The sequence below is a fragment of the Kineosporia sp. NBRC 101677 genome (assembly GCF_030269265.1).
Classification (GTDB): domain Bacteria; phylum Actinomycetota; class Actinomycetes; order Actinomycetales; family Kineosporiaceae; genus Kineosporia; species Kineosporia rhizophila.
This window is the reverse complement of sequence record NZ_BSTA01000008.1, coordinates 246235-265718: the sequence shown is the minus strand read 5'-3', so window position 1 is coordinate 265718 and position 19484 is coordinate 246235. Positions and strand designations below refer to the sequence as shown.

The window sequence follows — 19484 nt, the reverse complement described above, 5'->3', positions numbered from 1 at the left end:
GGTCAGGGCCTGGTGAAGCCGGCGGCCTCGAGCTCGGCCACCCCGGCGTCGGACCGCACGAAGTCGACGAAAGCATCGGCCAGATCGGCGTTCTTGCTGTCGGTCAGCGGTGCGATCGGGTAGTCGGTGGTGGCGTTGACGTCGGCCGGGATCTCGATGCCCTGCACCTTCGCGCCCGCGGCCCGCACGTCGGTGACGTAGACCAGGCCGGCGTCGGCCTCGCCCAGGGTGACCTTGGACAGGGTGGACTTCACGTCGACCTCGTTGCTGACCGGGGTGACGGTGAGTCCGGCGTTGCTGAACACCTCACGGGCGGCCACCCCGCAGGGCACCTCCTCGGCGCACAGCACCACCTTCACGCCCTTGCCGGCCAGGTCGTCGAGCGCGTCGATCCCGGCCGGGTTGTCGGCCGGGACGGCGATCTGCATGGTGTTGCCGGCAAAGGTGACCGGGTCGGTGGCGCCGCCTCCGGCCACCACCTGGTCCATGTTCTTGACCGAGGCCGAGGCGAACACGTCGGCGGGCGCGCCGGCGGTGATCTGCTCGGCCAGCCCCGAGCTGGGGCCGAAGCTGAACGTGACCTTGCTGCCGGGGTTCTCGGCCTCGAACGCCTTGCCCAGACTCGTGAACGACTCGGTCAGCGACGCGGCCGCGAACACCGTGATCTCACCCGAGGGGCCGGAATCGGAGCTGTTCGCACTGCCGGGTGAATCGTCCGTGCTTCCGCAGGCGGCCAGGGCCAGCAGGGCAGCGGCAGCGACGGCGAGCGAGGGGAATCTGCGCATGGTCTTCTTCCGTGAATGCTCTGAACGGGCGCGCGGTCACTGCGCGTCCGGCACCTCGACCACCACGTTCGTGGACTTGATCGAGGCCACCGCCAGTACCCCCGGTTCGAGGCCGAGTTCGTCGGCGGCCTCGCGGCTCATCAGTGAGACCACCCGGTAGGGGCCGGCCTGGATCTCGACCTGGGCCATCACCGTGTCGCGGACCACCCGGGTGACCAGCCCGCCGAAGCGATTGCGGGCCGAGGACCGGCTGCGCTCCTCCGGGTCGGCAGTGGGGGCCTCGTGGGCCAGCTGCTCGGCGAAACGGGCCAGCTCGGCGCCCTCGACCGCCCGCCGGCCGGACTCGTCCACCGTGGTGGGCAGGCGGCCGGAGTCGGCCCAGCGACGGATGGTGTCGTCGCTGACGCCGAGCAGCTCGGCGGCCTGGCGGATCCGGAAGAGGGGCACGAGGCAAGCATAGCCGCAGACGCGGATTGATCAGGGCTGTAGCTCCGCTGATGCGGTTGATTCAACCGCTGTATTCCTCACAGGCGGGTGCTGGGCACCCGTACCGTGATCACCTGCATCTCGTCGGCCAGCTCGTCGATCCGCTCCCGGGACACCGGCCCGGCCACGATCAGCGCGTGCAGACCGTGCCGCCGGCCCAGCGAGCGCACGGTCTCGAGGGTCTCCTCCTCGCCGCGCAGACTGTCGTCCAGGTCGAAGGTGTCCAGCAGTGCGTACCCCTCGGCGCCGGCGCACAGGGCGATCTCGATCCGGGCCCGGCGCCGTCGTGGGTCAGGGGATCCCGGCGGAACCCGGAACAGCCCGACGGCGGGGGGATGCGGCATGGGTCAAGAATCCGGGGTGGACATCGGCGGCAGCGATGTTCCACCGGTGAACCCCTGATGCATCCTGGCCGGGCGTCCCTCGCACATCGTGGGGTGTGCCTGACCGTGAGGTAGCTTCGGGACGGTGCCGTCTTTGCGTACCGCCGCCGCGCCCGTCACTGCGGCCCTGGTGGTGGTCACCGGGGTCGGCCCGATCGCGACCGACTCCTACGTCGCGGCCCTGCCCGCCGTGCAGGTCTCGCTGGGCACCTCGGCGGCGGTCGCCCAGCTCACCCTGACGGCGTTCATCGTGGGCATGGCCGCCGGTCAGATCCTGCTCGGCCCGGTGAGCGACGGGCGGGGCCGACGCGGCCTGCTGCTGGGTGGCGCAGTCGTCTTCACGCTCACCTCGCTGCTGTGCGCCCTCGCGCCCTCCGGGCCGGTCCTGGTGGCCGTGCGGCTGGTTCAGGGGCTGGCGGCGGGGGCGGGCATCGCGATCGGCCGGGCTGTGGTCGGCGACGCCTATCCACCGGCCGAGGCAGCCCGCCGCTACGGCACCCTGGCCGCCATCGTCTTCCTCGGCCCGGTGATCGCTCCGGCGGCCGGGGGCGCCGTGCTGGCCGTGGGGGACTGGCGCACCATCTTCTTCGTGCTCACCGGCTTCGGCGGGCTGATGGTGCTGGCCGTGCTGTTCGGCATTCCGGAGACCCTGCCCGAGACGGAGCGACACGGTGGCGGTCTCGGTGCGACCCTGCACCGGATGGCCGACCTCGGCAGCGACTGGTCGTTCATGCGGCACGTGGCCCTGCAGAGCGTGGTGGTCTGCGGGTTCTTCACCTACATCGGTGGCTCGTCGTTCGTGCTGCAGGAGGTCTACGGCATCTCCGAGAGCACCTACGCCACGATTTTCGCGGTCAACGCCGGGGCGATGGCCGCGGCCACGATCGGATTCCGCCAGTTGGTCGGCCGGGTCGGCCCGGAGCGGCTGCGGGCGGCCGGGATGGGCGTGTCCACGGTGGTCGCGGTGGGCGTGCTCGGCGGGGCCCTGTTCGAGCGGGTGAACGGGGAGCCGCCGCCGCTCGCGATGACCTGGGTGCTGCTGACCGTGCTGGTCGGTGGCATGGGGCTGACCATCCCCTCGGCCACCGCGCTGGCGCAGGAGGCGGGACGGCGCTCGCGGGGCACAGCGGCCGCCCTGGCCGGTGGGCTGGCCTTCCTGTGCGGGGCCGCGGTGACCCCGCTGACCGGGCTGCTCGGCTACAGCACCCTGCTGCCGATGGCCGCGCTGATGAGCGGCTTCTTCGTGGCCTCGGTGCTGATGCTGCTGCTGGTCGGCCGGGCCGGTGTCAGTGGCGGCGCGGACCCCGGCGCGGGGTCGAGTGCTCGACCCAGTCGACCCAGCGGTCGGAGCGGTGCAGCCCACCCCGCGACCGGCGCCGCGGAGAGATCCTGACCCGCAGGATGGCCGGCGACTGCTCGCTGGGCGTGACCGAGACGATGTCGGGCAGGGCCCGGATCATCCGGCTGGCCGTACCGTCCTGCCACTGGCCGGCCTGCGAGTGCAGGTAGACCACCAGGACGTCCGGCTCGATCATGTCCTCGCTGACATCGAGCAGCACGAGCCCCCGTTCGCGCAACTCCCGGTTCAGCAGATCGGCCCGCATCTCCATCTCGGCACCCATGGCCGCACTCATCCCCTCATGGGGAGCCCGGCTCCCCAAACGCCTGGGAGGGCGAGACCAACGGTGGGTGATGGTCCCCAACCGCTGGCCTCGCCGATCTAGGGTGGCCAACCCCCGTTTGCTTGGCCACACCACCAGGGTCATACGGATGAGGACGGGAGTCATCCGTTCGATGAGGACAGGACGAATGTCCTCATTGCACCTTTGTCGACGGGCGATGCTGTCTCACCTGATCGGAGAATCAGCACCAGATGGTGCTACGAGGGTGAAGCCGCAGGGAGGCGCGAGAAACATGATCCGTTCGGTCGTGTTCGACGTTGGCGAGACGCTTCTGGACGACACGTCGGAGTGGGGCCGGTGGGCGGACTGGATCGGGGTGCCCCGGCACACCTTCTCCGCCGTGATGGGCGCCGTGGTGGTGGGCGGGCGCGACAACGGCGAGACCTTCCAGTACTTCCGCCCGGGCTTCGACATCCCGGCGGAACGGCAGCGCCGGGAGGACGCCGGGTGCGGCGAGCAGATCAGCGAGAGCGACCTCTACCCGGACGTGCGCCCGGCCCTGGCGGCCCTGCGGGCAGCCGGCTACTGGGTCGGGGTCTCGGGCAACCAGTCGGCCCGGTGCGGTGACCTGCTGCGCGAGCTCGACCTGCCGGCGGACGGGGTGATGGTCTCCGGCGACCTCGGCCTGATCAAGCCCTCCCCGGCCTACTTCGACTGGATGGCCGGGTGGGCGCCCGGTGAGCGCGACGAGATCCTCTACGTGGGCGACCACCGGGACTTCGACGTCATCCCGGCCCGGGCCCAGGGCTTCCACGCCGCCCTGGTGCGGCGCGGCCCCTGGGGCCACCTGTGGGCCGACGACGCCGAGGTCAGGCGGACGGCCGACTGGGTGGTCGGCTCGCTACGGGAGCTGCCGGCCCTGCTGGGACCCCGGCAGCCGGGGCTCGCATCCCCGCCGGAGCGAGCACCTCACGTGTGAAGCCCTCCACCGCCGCCGCCCTCACCGAACTGGTCCCGGCCAGGGCGGTGAGGGTGCTGTGCACGTCCGGGTCGACGCGGACGTTCTGCGGGGCGATCCGCTGGGCCGAGCGGAGCGTCTCCAGCACGTCGTCGTGGTGGCCGATCGCGAACTGGGCCCGGGCCAGGTCGACGTAGAAGTGCGACCGGCGCTCGGCCGGCAGGGTGGCCGGGGGAGCCCAGTTGTGGGCGGTGGCCAGGGCGATCTGCGGGGCGTCGAGCTCCACCGCGGTGGAGACCTCGTGGATCCGCACCGACTCGGGGCCGAACGCGGTACCGGCCCAGATGCCCTCGTGCACCTGGGCCGCCGTGGTCTTCGCCTCGTCCAGGTGGTCCCAGGCCTGCTGGGTGAGCCCGGCCCGGGCGGCGGCGATGGCGGCCCGCATGTGCAGCGCGCCGTACTGCGCCAGCATCTCGGCCGGGCGCCCGTGCGGCCGGTCCTTCACCGCGTCGGCCGCCCGCTCCAGCATCACCCGCCCGGCCCGCGGCTCGCGGCCCAGGAAGAACGACTCGGCCCGCACGTAGGAGGTGGCGGCCACGCTGAACGGCTCGCCGGTCTGCGCGGCGGCCCAGCCCATGATGTGGATGAGCCGGCCGGACAGGTCGTGCAGGCCGAGCTTGGCGGCCACCGCGTCGGCGGCCCGCCAGGCCTGCACCAGCATCTGGGCCAGTTCCTGCCGGTTCGCCTCGGTGTGCTGGGCCATCAGGGCCCGGGTGAGCTCCGGGATCAGGCCGGGCAGAGTCGACAGCAGTTGCCGGTACTGAGAATTCAGCCGCTCGCCGACGAGTTCGTCGGTGGCCCGGCGCAGTTCGTCGATGCTGCGCACCGGGCCGTCGTCGGGCAGGTCGTACAGATCGGCCAGCCGGTGCAGTGCGCTGATCCCCGGGCCGTCGGCGGTGACCAGGCCCAGCCCGTAATCCAGCCTGCGCGGCCGGGTTTCGATGCGGCGTTCGGCCAGGTCGAACTCCAGGGCGGCGGAGGCCAGCCGGACGAGTTCGCCCTCGGCGCCGAGCACCTCGTCGAGACGGCGGGCGACGTCGGGCTGCGGGCGGCGCTCGGCCCGCTCCATCTTGGCGATCAGTGTGCCGCTGACGTGCACCAGCCGGCCGAGCTGGGACTGGGCCAGGCCCGCCTGGGTGCGGTAGGTGCGCAAGCAGGCACCGAACCGGGCGAGCCGGGAGGCGTCGGGGTCGAGGTCGCGCAACGGCTGTGGCATGGCTGGCCTCCCATCAAAGGTCCAGTCGCACCGTGCCCGCCCGAGCGGCGTGCGCACGCTGCTGTCATCACAATATGCAACCCTGTACAAAAGGGTAAGCCCGAATTCGGCCCTTTTGCTCGAGGTGGCGCCGCCGAGGCGCGCTCCGTCTGACCACCTGTCCAGGGAATTCCTACCGGGTTCCTGGTGAGTAGTCCGGCAAAGCCTTGATGAGCAGGCGTGTCGTGCCTATGACGAGTGCCGCCGGTTGGTGGGCGGGGCCGCGGTGGGGCTCTTGGCGGCTGTCCGTCACCGCGGTCCCGCCGGCTCGTGGGCGCCCGGCGGATGGGCTGCCGGTCGGAGATGCTGCCAGCGGCAGTGGGTTACGCGACATCGTTGGCAGGCCGCACAAGGGGACAGCAGTAGTGTCCTCTTGAGCGCACTGACGAGAACTGGCCTGTTTCAGGCCCGGCCAGAGCGGTTCAGCGGCGTTCAGAACGGTTTCAGGTGCGTTTCAGCATGATTCAAGCCGGTCAGCTGCCTCGAATCGGCTTCAGGCGGGGTTCGAGGCCGGGTTCGCCACCGGCTGGCCGCTCAGGCCGCGCAGCAGCCAGCGGGCCGGGGCGAAACGCAGCACCCGCGCCACGTCGGTCTGCCCGCGGCCCAGGCGCTGGAACTCGCGCCAGCCCAGCGGGGTGCGGGTGAGCAGGGCGTGCATGGCCGCGGGATGACGCTCGAAAGCCTGCAGAAACGCCCGTCCCGCAGCCATCTCGGGCCCCAGCTCCTGGGTGATGCGCATCGTGTAGTCGCGCACCACCCGGCTGAGATCGCCCATGCTGGGCGGCATTCCGTTGGGTCCGGCGGCCTTGGCCGCGCACTCCCCGGCGATCCGGCCCGAGCGCAGGGCGTAGGAGATGCCCTCCCGGGTCCACGGTTCCAGCAGGCCGGCGGCGTCGCCGGCGACCAGCACCCGGCCCTGGCCGAGCGGGGAGTCGGTGGTGCGGCAGCGGGTCAGGTGGCCGGAGTCGTGCACCACCTCGGCGTCGGCCAGGCCCTGCTGCTCCACGAAAGTCTTCAGATAGGAACGTGCTTCGTCGGCCGTGCCGCGCCGGGCGATGACCCCGACGGTGATCGTGTCGCCCTTGGGGAACACCCAGCCGTAGGAACCGGGGATCGGGCCCCAGTCCATGTGCACCCGCCCGGCCCAGGCCTGCCGGTGGTGCTCGGCCGCCTTCAGCTCGTACTCCAGCCCGAGGTCGACCTGCCCCAGCGACACGCCGACGTGTCGGGCGATGCGGCTGGCACTGCCGTCGGCGCCGACCACGTAGCGCGCCCGGATCGGGCCGTCCGAGCTGGACAGCAGCGCGCCGTACGCGTCCTCGGTTACGGCCGTGACGGTGACCCCGGAACGCACCTGAACGCCCAACGAGACTGCGTGCTCCAGCAGGGCGGCGTCGAACTCGCTGCGGTCGACCAGGCTGAGCACCCGCCGCCGGGCCGAGCGCCGGGCCGGCTGCTGACCGCGGTGGGTGAAGGAGGCGTGCACGATCTCCTGCCGCACCGGTACGTCCACCTCGGCGAGCTGGGCCAGGCTGACCCCGATCAGCCCGCCGCCGCAGGTCTTGTAGCGGGGGAAGCGGGCGCGGTCGACGATCAGCGTGCGCGCCCCCAGCCGGGCGGCCGCCGCGGCCGCGCTGCTGCCGGCCGGGCCCGCGCCCACCACCACTACGTCGTACCCGTTCCGGCCGTCCTGCTCGATCCCGCTGGCGTGCATTGGCGCATGCTAACCAGGTCGGCTGAACGCCCGATGGTCAGGAAGACCTAAGTCGCAGTTCAGGGCTGGAAGCGGTAGCCCATGCCGGGCTCGGTGAGCAGGTGCGCGGGCCGGGTCGGGTCGGTCTCCAGCTTGCGGCGCAGCTGGGCCATGTACTGGCGCACGTTCTGGGTCTCGGCCCGGTAGGTCGGGCCCCAGACCTTCTCCAGCAGGTAGCGCTGGCTGAGCAGCTTGCCGGGCTCGGCCACCACCGCGGCCAGCAGCTGCCACTCGGTCCGGGTCAGGTGCACCTCGTCCGGCTCGATCCGGTGGTTCACCAGGTCGATCCGGAACCGGCCGATCCGCACGTCGGGCGCCGGGGCCTCGCCCGCACCCTGCCGGCGGGCCACCACCCGGATCCGGGCCAGCAGCTCGTCCACGCTGAACGGCTTGGTCACGTAGTCGTCCGCCCCGGCGTCCAGGGCGTCGACCTTGTCGTGGCTGTCGGCCCGGCCGGACAGCACGATCACCGGCACCTGGGTCCAGCCGCGCAGCCGCCGGATCACCTCCACGCCGTCCAGGTCGGGCAGGCCCAGGTCGAGCACCACGATGTCGGGGTGGTCCTGCCGGGCGGCGTCCAGGGCGGCCTGCCCGGTGCCGGCCGTCACCACCTCGTACTGACGGGCCAGCAGGTTGATCCTCAAGACCCGGATCATCTGCGGCTCGTCGTCCACCACCAGGATCCGGGTCACGCGGGCTCAACCTCCTGGGACGACTGCTCGGACTGGACCAGACTCATGATCATCGTCAGTCCGCCCCCGGGGGTGGTGTCCGGGGTCAGGCTGCCGCCCATCGCCTCGGTCAGCCCGCGGGACAGGGCCAGGCCGAGCCCGACCCCGGTGCCGTTGTCCCGGTCGCCGAGCCGCTGGAAGGGCAGGAACACGTCGTCCCACAGCTCGGCCGGGATACCCGGGCCGCGGTCGATCACCCGGGTCTCCACCGCTCCGGCGTGGGCACTGACCACGATCATCGGGGGGTGGTCGGCCGGGCTGTACCGCAGGGCGTTGCGCAGCAGGTTGACCAGCACCCGCTCGATCAGCACGGGGTCGCCGTCCACCTCCAGGAACTCCTCCGGCAGGTGCACCTGCACCGCCCGGCCCTCCGGACCGAGGTCGTCCAGCGCCATCGCCACGGTCTCGGCGATGCTGGTCGGCTGCGGGGTCATCGCCAGCGCCCCGGCCTGCAGCCGGCTCATGTCCAGCAGGTTGTCCACCAGCCGGGTCAGCCGGTCCAGCGACTCCTCGACACTGGCCAGCAGTTCCTGGCGGTCGTCCGGGCTGAACTCCACGCCCGGGGCGCGCAGGCTGCCGACCGCCGCCTTCGCCGCGGCCAGTGGGGTGCGCAGGTCGTGGCTGACCGCGGACAGCAGAGCCGTGCGCATCCGGTCCACCTCGGCCAGCGGGCCTGCGGCGGCGGCCTGCTCGCGCAGTTCCTGGTGGCGCAGCGCCACCACGGCCTGGGCCGCGAAGGCCTGCACCACCCGGCGGTCGGCGGCGGCCAGCGGGTGCCCGCACAGCACCAGGGAGATCTCCTCGTCGATGAGTACCTCGGCGTCGCCCTCGCCGGGCGCCGCCAGCGGCCGTCCGACCGAGGCCACCACCTGCCACGCACCCGGGTCGTGCTGCAGGTCAGGGCTGGGGGCCGAGTCGGGCCGGCGGCGCAGCAGCGTCGCCCCGGAGAACTGGAAGGTCTCGCGCAGCTGGCCGAGCAGGGCGGGCAGCGGTTCCGCTCCCCGCAACACGTTACCGGCCAGGGTGGACAGCGTCTCGGCCTCGGCCCGGGCGCTGGCCGCCTCCCGGGTGCGCCGGGCCGCCCGGTCGACGGTGGCGCTCACCGCGATCGCCACCACCAGGAAGACGGCCAGGGCGAGCACGTTCTCGCCGGAGGCGATGGTGACCCGGTACAGCGGCGCAGCGAAGAAGAAGTTGAGCAGGAAGGTGCCCAGGAGGACCGCGACCAGGGCCGGCCAGAGCCCGCCGACCAGGGCCACCACGACCACCGCGGCCAGATAGAGCAGCACGTCGCTGTCCAGCGAGACCTGGTCCCGCAGCTGGGTCAGCACCCAGGTCAGCCCGGCGATACCGACGGTGGCCAGGAACAGCCCGGCCTGTCGGCGACCGCGGCTGAGCGCGCTCTCGGGCCGCGGCGCCTGCCGCCCCCGGTGCACCTCGGCGTGGGTGACCAGGTGCACGTCGATCGCCCCGGCGCCGTTGGCGGTGGTCACCCCGACGCCGGTGGAGAAGAGCGACTGCAGCCAGCCACGCCGGGACACGCCCAGCACGAGTTCGGTGGCGTTCACCCCGCGGGCGAAGTCGAGCAGGGCCCGGGGGATGTCGTTGCCCACCACCTGGTGGTAGGTGCCGCCGAGGTCCTCCACCAAGGTGCGCTGGGCCACCAGATGGGCATGGCTGCCGCCGCTCAGCCCGTCGTTGCGGGCCACGTGCACGGCCAGCAGGTCGGCCCCCCGGGACCGGCTGGCCAGACGGGCCGCCCGGCGGATCAGCGTGTCGCCCTCCGGCCCGCCGGTCAGCGCCACCACCACCCGGGCCCGGGCGTCCCAGGTGTCACCGATGTCGTGGGTCTCGCGGTAGTGGACCAGTTCGGTGTCGACCTTGTCGGCCAGCCAGAGCAGGGCCAGCTCACGCAGCGCGGTCAGGTTGCCGACCCGGAAGTAGTTGCCCAGGGCGGCGTCGATCTTCTCCGGCCGGTAGATGTTGCCGTGCGCCATCCGCCGCCGGATCGCCTCCGGCGCCATGTCGACCAGTTCGATCGCGTCGGCCCGGCGGACCACCTCGTCCGGCACCGTCTCCCGTTGCGGCACCCCGGTGATCTGCCGGACCACGTCGTTGACCGACTCCAGGTGCTGCACGTTCACCGTGGTCAGCACCGTCATCCCGGCGTCCAGCAGTTCCTCGATGTCCTGCCAGCGCTTGGCGTTGCGCGAACCCGGCACGTTGGTGTGGGCCAGTTCGTCGACCAGCACCACCTCCGCGCCCCGGGCGATCACCGCGTCCACGTCCATCTCGGTGAACGTGGTGTCGCGGTAGCTGACGGTGCGCCGCGGGAGCACCTCGAGGTCGGCGATCATCGCCTCGGTCTGCGCCCGCCCGTGGGTCTCGACGTAGCCGACCACGACATCGGTGCCGCGCTCGCGGCGCCGATGTCCCTCCTCGAGCATCTTGTAGGTCTTGCCCACCCCGGGGGCGGCCCCCAGGTGCACCCGCAGCTGCCCCGCCATGCCTACGCCTACGCCTTGCTGTCGAGAGCGTCGAGGGCCAGGTTGAGCTCCAGCACGTTCACGCCCGGCTCACCCATGAACCCCAGCCCCCGGCCCGCGGTGTACTCCTTCACCAGTTTCTGCACCTCGCCAGTGTCCACGCCGCGCTCCCGCGCCACGCGCGCGACCTGCAGGCCGGCGTAGTCCACGCTGATCTGCGGGTCCAGGCCGCTGGCGCTGGCGGTGACCGCGTCGGCCGGCACGGCCGGGGTGTCGGGCGCGTCGCCGCGCACCGGGGTGGTCACGTAGCCGGTGTACTCGGTGTCCGGCTTCGCGCACTCCACCTCGACGCCCTGGTACCGGGCCAGGAACGGGGTGGTGCAGGCCTCGTTCAGGCTCACCACGCGGGTGACCGGGCCGGTCGCCCCGTCGGCGTGCCACACCCCCAGCACGGCGCCCACCCCGGAAGGGGTGCAGTAGGGGCGGGAACCGTCCACGCCCTCCAGTTCGCCGACCGCCAGGCTGCGCGAGCAGATCTGGGTGAGCAGGCTCTGCGAGGCGTTCTCCTCGTCGGCACTCAGGGTGTCGACGACGTCCTCCGGCCCGAGGTTGGAGGCGCTGGTGGACAGGGGGTCGTAGCCGTCCCCGGCCGCCGACGGCCGGGACTGGAAGTACTGCGGCAGGGCCGACCCCTCGGAGTCCACGAAAGCCTGACCCACGAGGGCGGAACCAACAGGCCCACCCTCGTCCTCAAGCAGTGAGCCGTTCGCCTTGCCCTTCAGGCCGGGCACCTGGGCCACGGCGGTGATCAGCAGCGGGTAGGCCAGGCCGAGCAGCACGGTCAGGACCAGCAGGACGCGTACCGCGGCCAGGTGCTGGCCGATCCACGATGGAAGTCGCATTTCCGTTTCCTCAGGAGATTCCGGGGATCGCCGAGATCAGCAGATCGATGATCTTGATCCCGACGAAGGGGGTGACGATGCCGCCGAGGCCGTACACCAGCAGGTTGCGGCGCAGCAGGCCGGCGGCGTCGGAGGGCCGGTACCGGACCCCGCGCAGGGCCAGCGGGATCAGCCCGACGATGACCACCGCGTTGAAGATCACCGCGGACAGGATCGCCGAGGTGGGGCTGTCCAGCCGCATGATGTTCAGGGTGTCCAGGCCGGGGTACACCGCGGCGAAGATGGCCGGGATGATCGCGAAGTACTTGGCGATGTCGTTGGCGATCGAGAACGTGGTCAGGGCGCCCCGGGTGATCAGCAACTGCTTGCCGATCTCGACGATCTCGATGAGTTTCGTCGGGTCGGAGTCCAGGTCGACCATGTTCCCGGCCTCTTTCGCGGCCGAGGTGCCGGTGTTCATCGCCACGCCGACGTCGGCCTGGGCCAGGGCCGGCGCGTCGTTGGTGCCGTCTCCGGTCATCGCGACCAGCTTGCCGCCCTCCTGCTCCTTACGGATCAGGGCGAGCTTGTCCTCCGGGGTGGCCTCGGCCAGGAAGTCGTCGACCCCGGCCTCCTTCGCGATCGCCTCGGCGGTGCGCGGGTTGTCGCCGGTGATCATCACCGTGCGGATCCCCATCCGGCGCATCTCGTCGAAACGCTCGCGCATGCCCGGCTTCACCACGTCCTTGAGGTGGATCACCCCGAGGATCCGGGTGCTTTCGGCGACCACGAGCGGCGTTCCCCCGGAGGTGGAGACCTCCTCGACGATCCCCGCGAGGTCGGCCGGCACCCGTCCACCATTGGTCCGGACCCACTCGGTGACCTGGGCGGTCGCCCCCTTGCGTAACTGCCGCTCACCGATGTCCACACCGGACATCCGGGTCTGGGCGGTGAACTCGATCCAGGTGGCGTCGTGCACGTCCCGCTCCCGCAGCCCGTGGGCCTGCTTGGCGTGCACCACGATCGAGCGGCCCTCGGGGGTCTCGTCGGCCAGGCTGGAGAGCTGGGCGGCATCCGCCAGTTCGGCCACACCCACGCCGTGCACCGGTACGAACTCGCTCGCCTGGCGGTTTCCCAGGGTGATCGTGCCGGTCTTGTCCAGCAGCAGGGTGTTCACGTCCCCCGCGGCCTCCACCGCGCGGCCGGACATGGCCAGCACGTTGCGCTGCACCAGGCGGTCCATCCCGGCGATGCCGATCGCCGAGAGCAGGGCGCCGATCGTGGTCGGGATCAGGCAGACCAGCAGGCTCACCAGCACGATGCCGGTCACCCCGCCGGAGTCGATCACCACCCCGTCGATGCCGAAACCCTGCTCCCCGACGGCGAAGACGGCCATCGGCTGGAGCGTGGCCACCGCCATCAGGAAGATCACGGTGAGCGAGGCGAGCAGGATGTTGAGCGCGATCTCGTTCGGCGTCTTCTGCCGGTTCGCGCCCTCGACCAGGCTGATCATCCGGTCGACGAAGCTCTCGCCGGGCCGCTGGGTGATCCGCACGACGATCCGGTCCGAAAGCACCCGGGTGCCACCGGTGACCGCCGAGCGGTCGCCGCCGGACTCGCGGATCACCGGCGCCGACTCACCGGTGATGGCCGACTCGTCCACGCTGGCGATGCCCTCGACCACCTCGCCGTCACCGGGGATCACCTCGCCGGCGTCGACCACGACGACGTCGCCCAGCCTGAGTTCGGTCGCTGCGACGACGGTCTCGGTGTCACCGGTGAGGCGCCGGGCGGTGGTGTCCTGCTTGGCCCGGCGCAGGGTGTCGGCCTGGGCCTTGCCGCGGCCCTCGGCCACCGCCTCGGCCAGGTTGGCGAAGATCACGGTGAGCCAGAGCCAGCCGGTGATCACCCAGGCGAAGACCGACGGGTCGGCGACGGCCAGGACGGTGGTGAAGGCCGAGCCGATCTCGACGATCAGCATGACCGGGTTGCGCCACAGGGTGCGCGGGTCGAGCTTGCGCAGCGCGTCCGGCACCGAGGCCGCCAGCTGGGCCGGGTCGAGAAGGTTTTTGGACGTCCGTGAGCGGGCCGGTTGCGCCGGCGGGCGTTCGGTGGTGGTGGCAGTCATCTCTTCAGTCCCTCAGGGGTTCTCAGCTCAGTCCCTCGGCGATCGGGCCGAGAGCAAGCGCCGGCAGGAAGGTCAGGGCGACGACGACGAGGACCACGCCGACGAGCATCCCGACGAACAGCGGCTGGTAGGTCTTCAGCGTCCCGGCCGATTCCGGGGTGGGCCTCTGCTGGGCCAGCGAACCGGCCAGGGCGAGCACGAAGATGATCGGCAGCAGGCGGCCGAGCAGCATGCAGATGCCCAGGGCGGTGTTGTAGAAGCCGGTGTTGGCGCTCAGCCCGGCGAACGCCGAGCCGTTGTTGTTGCTGGCCGAGGTGAAGGCGTAGAGCACCTCGGAGAAACCGTGCGACCCGGCGCTGAGCATCGACTCGCGGGCCGTGCTGTCGGCCATCGCCACCGCGGTGCCGACCAGCACCAGCGCGGGGGTGGTGAGCAGGTACAGCGAGGCGAACTTGATCTCGCGGGAGCCGATCTTCTTGCCCAGGTACTCCGGGGTGCGCCCGACCATCAGGCCGGCCACGAACACCGTGATCACGGCGATCACCAGCATCCCGTAGAGGCCGGAACCGGTGCCTCCGGGCGCGATCTCGCCGAGCATCATGTTCAGCATGGTCAGGCCGCCGCCGAACGAGGTGTACGAGGAGTGGAACGAGTTCACCGCACCGGTCGAGGTCAGCGTGGTGGCCGCGCCGAAGGTGGCCGAGTTCAGCACGCCGAAGCGGGTGTCGGTGCCCTCGGTGGCCGCGCCCGCCGCCGCCGGGACGGTGTTGCCGCCGCCCAGGCCGTTGCTCAGGTTCAGCAGGACGATGCTGGCCAGCGCGATGATGCTCATCGCGGCGAGGATCGCGTAGCCCTGCCGGGTGCTGCCGACCATCCGGCCGAAGGCCCGCGGCAGGCTCACCGGGATCAGCAGGATCAGGAAGATCTGCAGCCAGTTGGTCCAGGTGGTGGGGTTGGACAGCGGGTGGGCGCTGTTCACGTTCCAGAAACCGCCGCCGTTGGTGCCGAGCAGCTTGATCGCTTCCTGGCTGGCCGCCGGGCCACCCGGAACGGTCTGGGCGCCGCCGGCCAGGGTCTGCAGTTCGGTGCCGGCCGAGAGGCTCTGCACCGCACCGCCGGCGATGAAGACGATCGCCGCGGCCGCCGCGACGGGCAGCAGGACGCGCAGGCAGATCCGGACCAGGTCGACCCAGAAGTTGCCCAGGTGCTCGGTCCGGCTCCGGGCGAAGCCCCGGGTCAGGGCGACGGCCACGGCGATGCCGACGGCGGCGGAGGTGAAGTTCTGCACCGCCAGACCGGTCATCTGCACCAGGTGGCCCATGGTCGACTCACCCGAGTACGCCTGCCAGTTGGTGTTGGCCACGAAGCTGACCGCGGTGTTCCAGGACAGGTCGGGGGCCACCCCGTCGAACCCGAGGGAGAGCAGCAGCCGGCCCTGCAGGCGCATCAGCAGGTAGAGGAAGAGCAGGGAGACCAGGGAGAAGGCGAGCACGCTGCGGGCGTAGACGCCCCACGGCTGCTCGGCCTCCGGGTCGACCCCGATCACCTTGTACAGGCCGCGCTCGAGCCGGGAGTGCCGGGTGGAGGTGAAGACGCGGTAGAGGTAGTCGCCGGCCGGCCGGTTCACGGCCGCCAGCACGACGACGAGCGACACCACGAAGATGACGCCCGCGGTGGTTGAGCTCATCAGAACTTCTCCGGGAAGAGCAGGGCGGCCAGGAGGAAGACGGTCAGGCCGGCGGCGATCACCAGGCCGGCCAGGTTCACGAGGGTCACAGTCGCTCCACCCCTCGGACGATCAGGGCCAGGGCGCCGAAGAGCGCTCCGGTCACCACCAGGTACACCAGGTCAAGCACTGCTGATCCCTCACTCGGATTGCGGGTCGCCCGGCTTCCTGCCGGGCTCCACCAGCACACCTCTGCGCGTTCGGGAAGGGCAGATGCGTTGACAGTCTCTTGACTGGTTTTGCAAAGATCCCGACAGCTTCTTGACGCCTCGGCCCAGAGCCCTCGCATCCGGGTCCTGACCTGGCGTGATGCACGCCACAAGGGCGTGCTGACAGGGAGTGGTCGAGCGCTTCAAACGTGCGCCTCGGTAACCGTCAGTTACGCGCGGTGACGGATATGGCAACGGCAATGCAATGGCTCTGGGGAATCCGTCAAACCCGACTTAACCTGATTCGGGATTTCGGGAACCGGCTCGGCCCACAAGGCCGGGAGGTCCGAGGAGATGGAGCGGCGTGTGATTGCGGTCGAACGCTGGACAGGGCGGGAAACCCGGGCGCTGCGCCGGGCGCTGCGGATGACGGTCATCGGGTTCGCCGACCACCTGGGGGTGGCGGTCCGCACGGTGAGCAACTGGGAGGCGCGCGGCGCCGACATCGAGCCGCTGCCGGAGATGCAGGCTGCGCTGGACACCGCGCTGAGCCGGGCCAGCCGTGAGTCGGTGCACCGCTTCCAGGCCTTCCTCGGCACCGGTGAGCAGACCGAGTTCAACCCGGCCCCGCTGCCGGAGGGGCGGCGCGGCGCGGTCCGGCCCTCGCTGCCGGTCAGCGCGCAGGTGATCGACGAGCTGACCACCCTGCGGGCCTCGCTGGTCCGCTCCGACTCGATGCTCGGCCCGGGGCGCCTGATCGCGACGGTGGGGGAGCAGGTGTCGAACGTCCAGGACATGCTGGGGTCCGCTCGGGGGGACCTCAGGCGTCGGGTGTTCGACCTGGCCACCCTCTACGCGGAGTTCCAGGGGTGGCTGTTCGAGGACGCCGGTCAGTCGGTGCGCAGCGGGGCCTGGACGGGGCGCTCCGTGGAGTGGGCCCAGGCCAGCGAGAACAGCGACCTGGCCGCGTACACGCTGATGCGCCGGGCCCAGCAGGCCGCCGCGGGGCAGGAGTCCTCGCTGGCGATCGGCCTGGGCGAGGCGGCCGAGCGCCGGGCCGGCTCGGCGCCGCGGATCCGGGCGGCCGCCGCCCAGCAGCGGGCCGCCGGGCTGGCCATCGAGGGCGACGAGACCGGGGCCCTGCAGGCCATGGACGACGCGCTGGACCTGGTGCAGGAGGATCCCGGGCCGGCCGTGGCCGACCAGTGGTCGCTGGCCGAGTGGTGCACCGAGGGGTACGTGGCCGCGCAGCGGGCGAACGTGCTGATCACCCTGGGCCGGGCGCAGGACGCGGTGGACTCCTACGACCGGGCGCTGACCGAGTGGCCGCAGGAGTACCGGCGCGAGCGCGGGCTGCACATGGCCCGCAAGTCCAAGGCGCTGGCCATGCTGCGGCGGATCGACGAGGCGGTGGACGTGGGCAGCCAGGCGCTGGAGATCGCGGTCGACACCGGGTCGCGGCGCACCCTGGACGAACTGCAGGCGATGACCGACGTGGCGGCCGACCAGGACATCGCCGACCGGCGGGTGATCGAGTTCGGCGAGTCGCTGGTCGGGGCCGTGCAGGCGGGATCGCAGTGACGCTGACTCTCGGCGGCTCGGTGGCGGATCTGGTCGGCCGGGACGAGTGGGCGGCGGTGAACGCGCTCGGGCGGCCCTTCGTGGTGTACAAGTTCGCGGCCACCCTGGACGGCCGGATCGCCGCGGCGGACGGCACCAGTCAGTGGATCACCAGTGCGGCCAGCCGGGCCGAGGTGCACCTGCTGCGGGCCGGTTGCGACGCCACCGTGGTGGGGTCGGGCACCCAGCAGGCGGACGACCCGAACCTCGCGGTGCGGGGGAACGACGACCCGCGGCTGGACCTGTCGGCGGTCCGGACCGAGGGGCAGCCCTACCGGGTGGTGGTCGACACCAATGCCCGCACCTCCGCGTCCGCGAAGGTTCTGGACGCTTCCGCACCGACCATCATCGCGGTGGCCCCGGACGCCGCTGCCGGTCATCTGCAAGGCGCCGAGGTGATCCGGATACCTCGGGCCGAACAGGGGCTTTCGGTTCCGGCGCTGCTGGAGGCGCTGTACCAACGGGGAGTTCGGGCCGTGTTCCTGGAAGGCGGCCCCACCCTGGCCGGTTCGTTCATCGCCGCCCGCCTGGTCGACCGGGTGATCAACTACGTGGCCCCGGCCCTGCTCGGGTCGGGCAAGAGCGGCCTGCTCGACGCCGGGATCGGCACGATGGCCGACATCCTGCGGCTGGAGCTGCTCGACATCGCCCGGTCCGGGCCGGACCTGCGGCTGGTGGCGCGGCCGGCGTTCTGAGGCCGGTCAGGCTGCGGCGCAGGGCTTGTCGCGGGCGCCGGTGGCCAGTTCGGTGCCGGCCTCGCCGGTGACCTGGACGCCGGTGATCGCTGCATCGGCGTAGGCCAGCTCGGCGGCCGAGTCGCAGACCAGAAGGGCCAGGTCGGCCTCGTCGTCGGCCAGGCCGGTGCTGATCGCGACGCTGTGACAGTCGCCCACGATCTGGACCTGGGTGATCCGCGGATCGCTGAGCCGGCCGGCCAGGTCGGCGCCGGTGGCGCAGTCGGCGGGCCCCTGGGTGACGGCGGGGCTGGGAGCCGCCTCGTCGGGCTTGGTCTCCGAGGACGAGTCGCTGCAGCCGGCCAGCGTCAGGGCGGCGCCGGCCACGAACCAGCTGCCGATCAGGATCCCGGGGGACTTCATGAGCGGGAGCGTAGTGCCTGTCTGGGGATGATTCGTGCATTCCGGCCACCCGCCGGGTGCGGGGTGGAGGAGTGGTCGGCGACGATGCGGCCGAGCAGGGCGCCCAGCCCGCCGGGGGCCCGGGCCTGGGTCCGGCCGCTGGTGGTGACCACCACCTCCGGCGCGCTCACCACCCGGAACCCGCGTCGGCGCACGGCCGCGATCAGCGCCGCGTCCTCGCCCGGCACCTGTTCCGGCCAGCCGCCGACCTCCAGGTAGGCGTCGGCCCGCACGGCCAGGTTGGCCCCGTAGACGTGGTCGTGACCGTTGACGTGCAGCCCGGCCGTGACGATCCGGCGGTAGGCCTCGCTGGTGCGGGAACTGACCAGAGGAGGACCGGCTTCCCAGCCGTTCACCCGCACCATCCCGGTGACCCCGGCCGCCCCGGAACCCAGGTAGGGCAGGTAGCGCCGCACCCAGTCGGCCGGGACGACGCTGTCGGCGTCGGTGGACAGCAGCCAGGTCTGCTCGAAAGGGATGCCGTAGGCGGCCAGTTCGCCGAGCCCGGCCATGGTCCCGGTCGCCCGGGCGGTGGCGACCGTGCCGGTCGCGACGGGGACCACCAGGCCCTCGACCAGCCGGGGCAGGTTCGAGAAGGCCCGGCGGGCAACCGCTTCGGTGGCGTCCTGGCAGCGATGGGCGACCAGGACGATTGCGGTGGGGATGCGGATACCGGTGACCGCGGTGATCACCGCCTCCAGGCAGGCCGGGACCAGGTCCTCCTCGTCCTTGGCCGGCACGACCACCACGAGACCGCCCGGTCTCACGGCTTCCTGAGGACGTCGAGCACGAACTCCTCGTCCACGTGCGTGACCAGGTGCCGCCAGCCGGGCCGGGCCCGCAGCCAGGTGTGGGTCTCGTCGCCGGAGAGGTAGGTGTCCTCGGAGGACGACCGCCAGTGGACGACGATCAGGTCACCTCCCGGGGCAAGGGTGTCCCAGGCCTGGGCCAGTACCCGTTCGCGATCGGAAGGGTCCAGGTAGTAGAGGATCTCGGAGAGTACGACGAGGTCGGCGTCCGTGATCCCGGAGACCGAGGGCAGACGGACCACGTCCCACTCCACGTTCGGCGGGACCTCGCCCGAACGGGCGTGCGCGACCGCGGTGGAACTGATGTCCGACGCGATCACGCGATCGGCCCGCTCGGCCAGGAGGCGGGTGAGAACACCGATGGAACAGGCCGGTTCCCACACCAGGCGGTACCTCTCCCGGGGGAGCGAGGCCACGGTCAGGGCGTACTTACGCCGCTCGTACCAGGATCCGCGGTAGTCCCAGGGGTCACTGTTCTCCTGGTAACGCTTCTCGAAATCGGTCGGTTGCACGGAT

19 protein-coding genes are annotated in these 19484 nt (G+C 71.7%); 4 read left to right on the top strand and 15 right to left on the bottom strand.

Features of this window, described 5'->3' with window-relative positions:
• Positions 1-2: 2 nt before the first annotated feature.
• From modA to QSK18_RS23755, 3 genes are all read right to left on the bottom strand, one after another.
• The gene (modA, locus tag QSK18_RS23765) at positions 3-785 is read right to left on the bottom strand and encodes a molybdate ABC transporter substrate-binding protein (RefSeq protein WP_285623494.1); all 783 of its coding nucleotides are present in this window, start codon (positions 783-785) and stop codon (positions 3-5) included.
• A 36-nt stretch (positions 786-821) separates the two neighbouring features.
• Positions 822-1232, bottom strand: a complete 411-nt coding sequence (locus tag QSK18_RS23760) for a TOBE domain-containing protein (protein ID WP_232813674.1) — start codon at positions 1230-1232, stop codon at positions 822-824.
• Positions 1233-1309: 77 nt separating this feature from the next.
• Positions 1310-1615, bottom strand: coding sequence for a hypothetical protein (locus QSK18_RS23755; RefSeq protein WP_232813675.1), 306 nt, complete (start codon positions 1613-1615; stop codon positions 1310-1312).
• Between the two features lie 124 nt (positions 1616-1739).
• Here QSK18_RS23755 and QSK18_RS23750 point away from each other — a divergent pair, with 124 nt between their 5' ends.
• On the top strand, positions 1740-3047 hold the full coding sequence (locus tag QSK18_RS23750; RefSeq protein WP_285623489.1) for a Bcr/CflA family efflux MFS transporter: 1308 nt from the start codon (positions 1740-1742) through the stop codon (positions 3045-3047).
• Here the strand turns inward: QSK18_RS23750 and QSK18_RS23745 are convergent.
• On the bottom strand, positions 2941-3276 hold the full coding sequence (locus QSK18_RS23745; protein ID WP_285623486.1) for a hypothetical protein: 336 nt from the start codon (positions 3274-3276) through the stop codon (positions 2941-2943). The two genes, QSK18_RS23750 and QSK18_RS23745, sit on opposite strands and share 107 nt — an antisense overlap.
• Before the next feature lie 292 nt (positions 3277-3568).
• Between QSK18_RS23745 and QSK18_RS23740 the strand changes: the two genes are divergently transcribed.
• On the top strand, positions 3569-4255 hold the full coding sequence (locus QSK18_RS23740; protein WP_232813678.1) for an HAD family hydrolase: 687 nt from the start codon (positions 3569-3571) through the stop codon (positions 4253-4255).
• On the opposite strand, the gene QSK18_RS23735 is transcribed toward QSK18_RS23740, so the two are convergent.
• The 8 genes from QSK18_RS23735 to kdpF form a co-directional block, all read right to left on the bottom strand.
• Positions 4146-5510, bottom strand: coding sequence for a helix-turn-helix domain-containing protein (locus tag QSK18_RS23735; protein WP_232813679.1), 1365 nt, complete (start codon positions 5508-5510; stop codon positions 4146-4148). The genes QSK18_RS23740 and QSK18_RS23735 overlap by 110 nt on opposite strands.
• Positions 5511-6042: 532 nt before the next feature.
• Positions 6043-7263 (bottom strand): geranylgeranyl reductase family protein, encoded by a 1221-nt coding sequence (locus tag QSK18_RS23730; protein ID WP_232813680.1) that lies wholly within the window; start codon positions 7261-7263, stop codon positions 6043-6045.
• Positions 7264-7322: 59 nt separating this feature from the next.
• Positions 7323-7994: a response regulator gene (locus QSK18_RS23725; protein ID WP_232813681.1), complete on the bottom strand. Its 672-nt coding sequence runs from the start codon at positions 7992-7994 to the stop codon at positions 7323-7325.
• The gene (locus QSK18_RS23720; RefSeq protein WP_285623483.1) at positions 7991-10540 is read right to left on the bottom strand and encodes a sensor histidine kinase; all 2550 of its coding nucleotides are present in this window, start codon (positions 10538-10540) and stop codon (positions 7991-7993) included. Before QSK18_RS23720 ends, QSK18_RS23725 begins: the two co-directional genes overlap by 4 nt.
• Before the next feature lie 8 nt (positions 10541-10548).
• Positions 10549-11421, bottom strand: coding sequence for a potassium-transporting ATPase subunit C (locus tag QSK18_RS23715; protein ID WP_232813683.1), 873 nt, complete (start codon positions 11419-11421; stop codon positions 10549-10551).
• 10 nt (positions 11422-11431) lie between these two features.
• Positions 11432-13528: a potassium-transporting ATPase subunit KdpB gene (gene kdpB / locus QSK18_RS23710; RefSeq protein WP_232813684.1), complete on the bottom strand. Its 2097-nt coding sequence runs from the start codon at positions 13526-13528 to the stop codon at positions 11432-11434.
• A 22-nt stretch (positions 13529-13550) separates the two neighbouring features.
• A complete protein-coding gene (gene kdpA, locus QSK18_RS23705) occupies positions 13551-15215 on the bottom strand; it encodes a potassium-transporting ATPase subunit KdpA (RefSeq protein ID WP_285623479.1) in 1665 nt (554 codons plus the stop codon).
• Positions 15215-15304, bottom strand: a complete 90-nt coding sequence (gene kdpF / locus QSK18_RS23700) for a K(+)-transporting ATPase subunit F (protein WP_232813686.1) — start codon at positions 15302-15304, stop codon at positions 15215-15217. Before kdpF ends, kdpA begins: the two co-directional genes overlap by 1 nt.
• A 453-nt stretch (positions 15305-15757) precedes the next feature.
• On the opposite strand from kdpF, the gene QSK18_RS23695 reads away from it, so the two are divergent.
• Together QSK18_RS23695 and QSK18_RS23690 are read left to right on the top strand one after the other, a co-directional pair.
• Positions 15758-16984 (top strand): NsdA family TPR-like regulatory protein, encoded by a 1227-nt coding sequence (locus QSK18_RS23695; RefSeq protein WP_285623473.1) that lies wholly within the window; start codon positions 15758-15760, stop codon positions 16982-16984.
• The gene (locus QSK18_RS23690; RefSeq protein ID WP_232813688.1) at positions 16981-17718 is read left to right on the top strand and encodes a RibD family protein; all 738 of its coding nucleotides are present in this window, start codon (positions 16981-16983) and stop codon (positions 17716-17718) included. The genes QSK18_RS23695 and QSK18_RS23690 overlap by 4 nt, the downstream gene beginning before the upstream one ends.
• Before the next feature lie 6 nt (positions 17719-17724).
• On the opposite strand, the gene QSK18_RS23685 is transcribed toward QSK18_RS23690, so the two are convergent.
• Genes QSK18_RS23685 through QSK18_RS23675 form a run of 3 tightly spaced genes read right to left on the bottom strand, consistent with a single transcriptional unit; the run spans position 17725 to position 19480 of the window.
• Positions 17725-18120 carry a hypothetical protein gene (locus tag QSK18_RS23685; RefSeq protein WP_232813689.1) on the bottom strand — a complete coding sequence of 132 codons (396 nt, stop codon included), beginning with the start codon at positions 18118-18120 and terminating at the stop codon, positions 17725-17727.
• Positions 18117-18926, bottom strand: a complete 810-nt coding sequence (locus QSK18_RS23680; RefSeq protein WP_232813690.1) for a glycosyltransferase family 2 protein — start codon at positions 18924-18926, stop codon at positions 18117-18119. Before QSK18_RS23680 ends, QSK18_RS23685 begins: the two co-directional genes overlap by 4 nt.
• Complete coding sequence (locus tag QSK18_RS23675; protein ID WP_232813691.1) at positions 18923-19480, bottom strand: class I SAM-dependent DNA methyltransferase; 558 nt, start codon at positions 19478-19480, stop codon at positions 18923-18925. Before QSK18_RS23675 ends, QSK18_RS23680 begins: the two co-directional genes overlap by 4 nt.
• Between the last annotated feature and the right edge of the window lie 4 nt (positions 19481-19484).

What these genes read in the sequence shown, in the direction of transcription:
- QSK18_RS23715 (WP_232813683.1), bottom strand. Translation starts at nt 11,421, where the DNA reads ATGCGACTTCCATCGTGGATCGGCCAGCACCTGGCCGCGGTACGCGTC.
- QSK18_RS23755 (WP_232813675.1), bottom strand. Translation starts at nt 1,615, where the DNA reads ATGCCGCATCCCCCCGCCGTCGGGCTGTTCCGGGTTCCGCCGGGATCC.
- kdpA (WP_285623479.1), bottom strand. Translation starts at nt 15,215, where the DNA reads ATGAGCTCAACCACCGCGGGCGTCATCTTCGTGGTGTCGCTCGTCGTC.
- QSK18_RS23740 (WP_232813678.1), top strand. Translation starts at nt 3,569, where the DNA reads ATGATCCGTTCGGTCGTGTTCGACGTTGGCGAGACGCTTCTGGACGAC.
- QSK18_RS23720 (WP_285623483.1), bottom strand. Translation starts at nt 10,540, where the DNA reads ATGGCGGGGCAGCTGCGGGTGCACCTGGGGGCCGCCCCCGGGGTGGGC.
- QSK18_RS23745 (WP_285623486.1), bottom strand. Translation starts at nt 3,276, where the DNA reads ATGGGTGCCGAGATGGAGATGCGGGCCGATCTGCTGAACCGGGAGTTG.
- QSK18_RS23730 (WP_232813680.1), bottom strand. Translation starts at nt 7,263, where the DNA reads ATGCACGCCAGCGGGATCGAGCAGGACGGCCGGAACGGGTACGACGTA.
- QSK18_RS23695 (WP_285623473.1), top strand. Translation starts at nt 15,758, where the DNA reads ATGGAGCGGCGTGTGATTGCGGTCGAACGCTGGACAGGGCGGGAAACC.
- QSK18_RS23735 (WP_232813679.1), bottom strand. Translation starts at nt 5,510, where the DNA reads ATGCCACAGCCGTTGCGCGACCTCGACCCCGACGCCTCCCGGCTCGCC.
- QSK18_RS23685 (WP_232813689.1), bottom strand. Translation starts at nt 18,120, where the DNA reads ATGAAGTCCCCCGGGATCCTGATCGGCAGCTGGTTCGTGGCCGGCGCC.
- modA (WP_285623494.1), bottom strand. Translation starts at nt 785, where the DNA reads ATGCGCAGATTCCCCTCGCTCGCCGTCGCTGCCGCTGCCCTGCTGGCC.
- kdpB (WP_232813684.1), bottom strand. Translation starts at nt 13,528, where the DNA reads ATGACTGCCACCACCACCGAACGCCCGCCGGCGCAACCGGCCCGCTCA.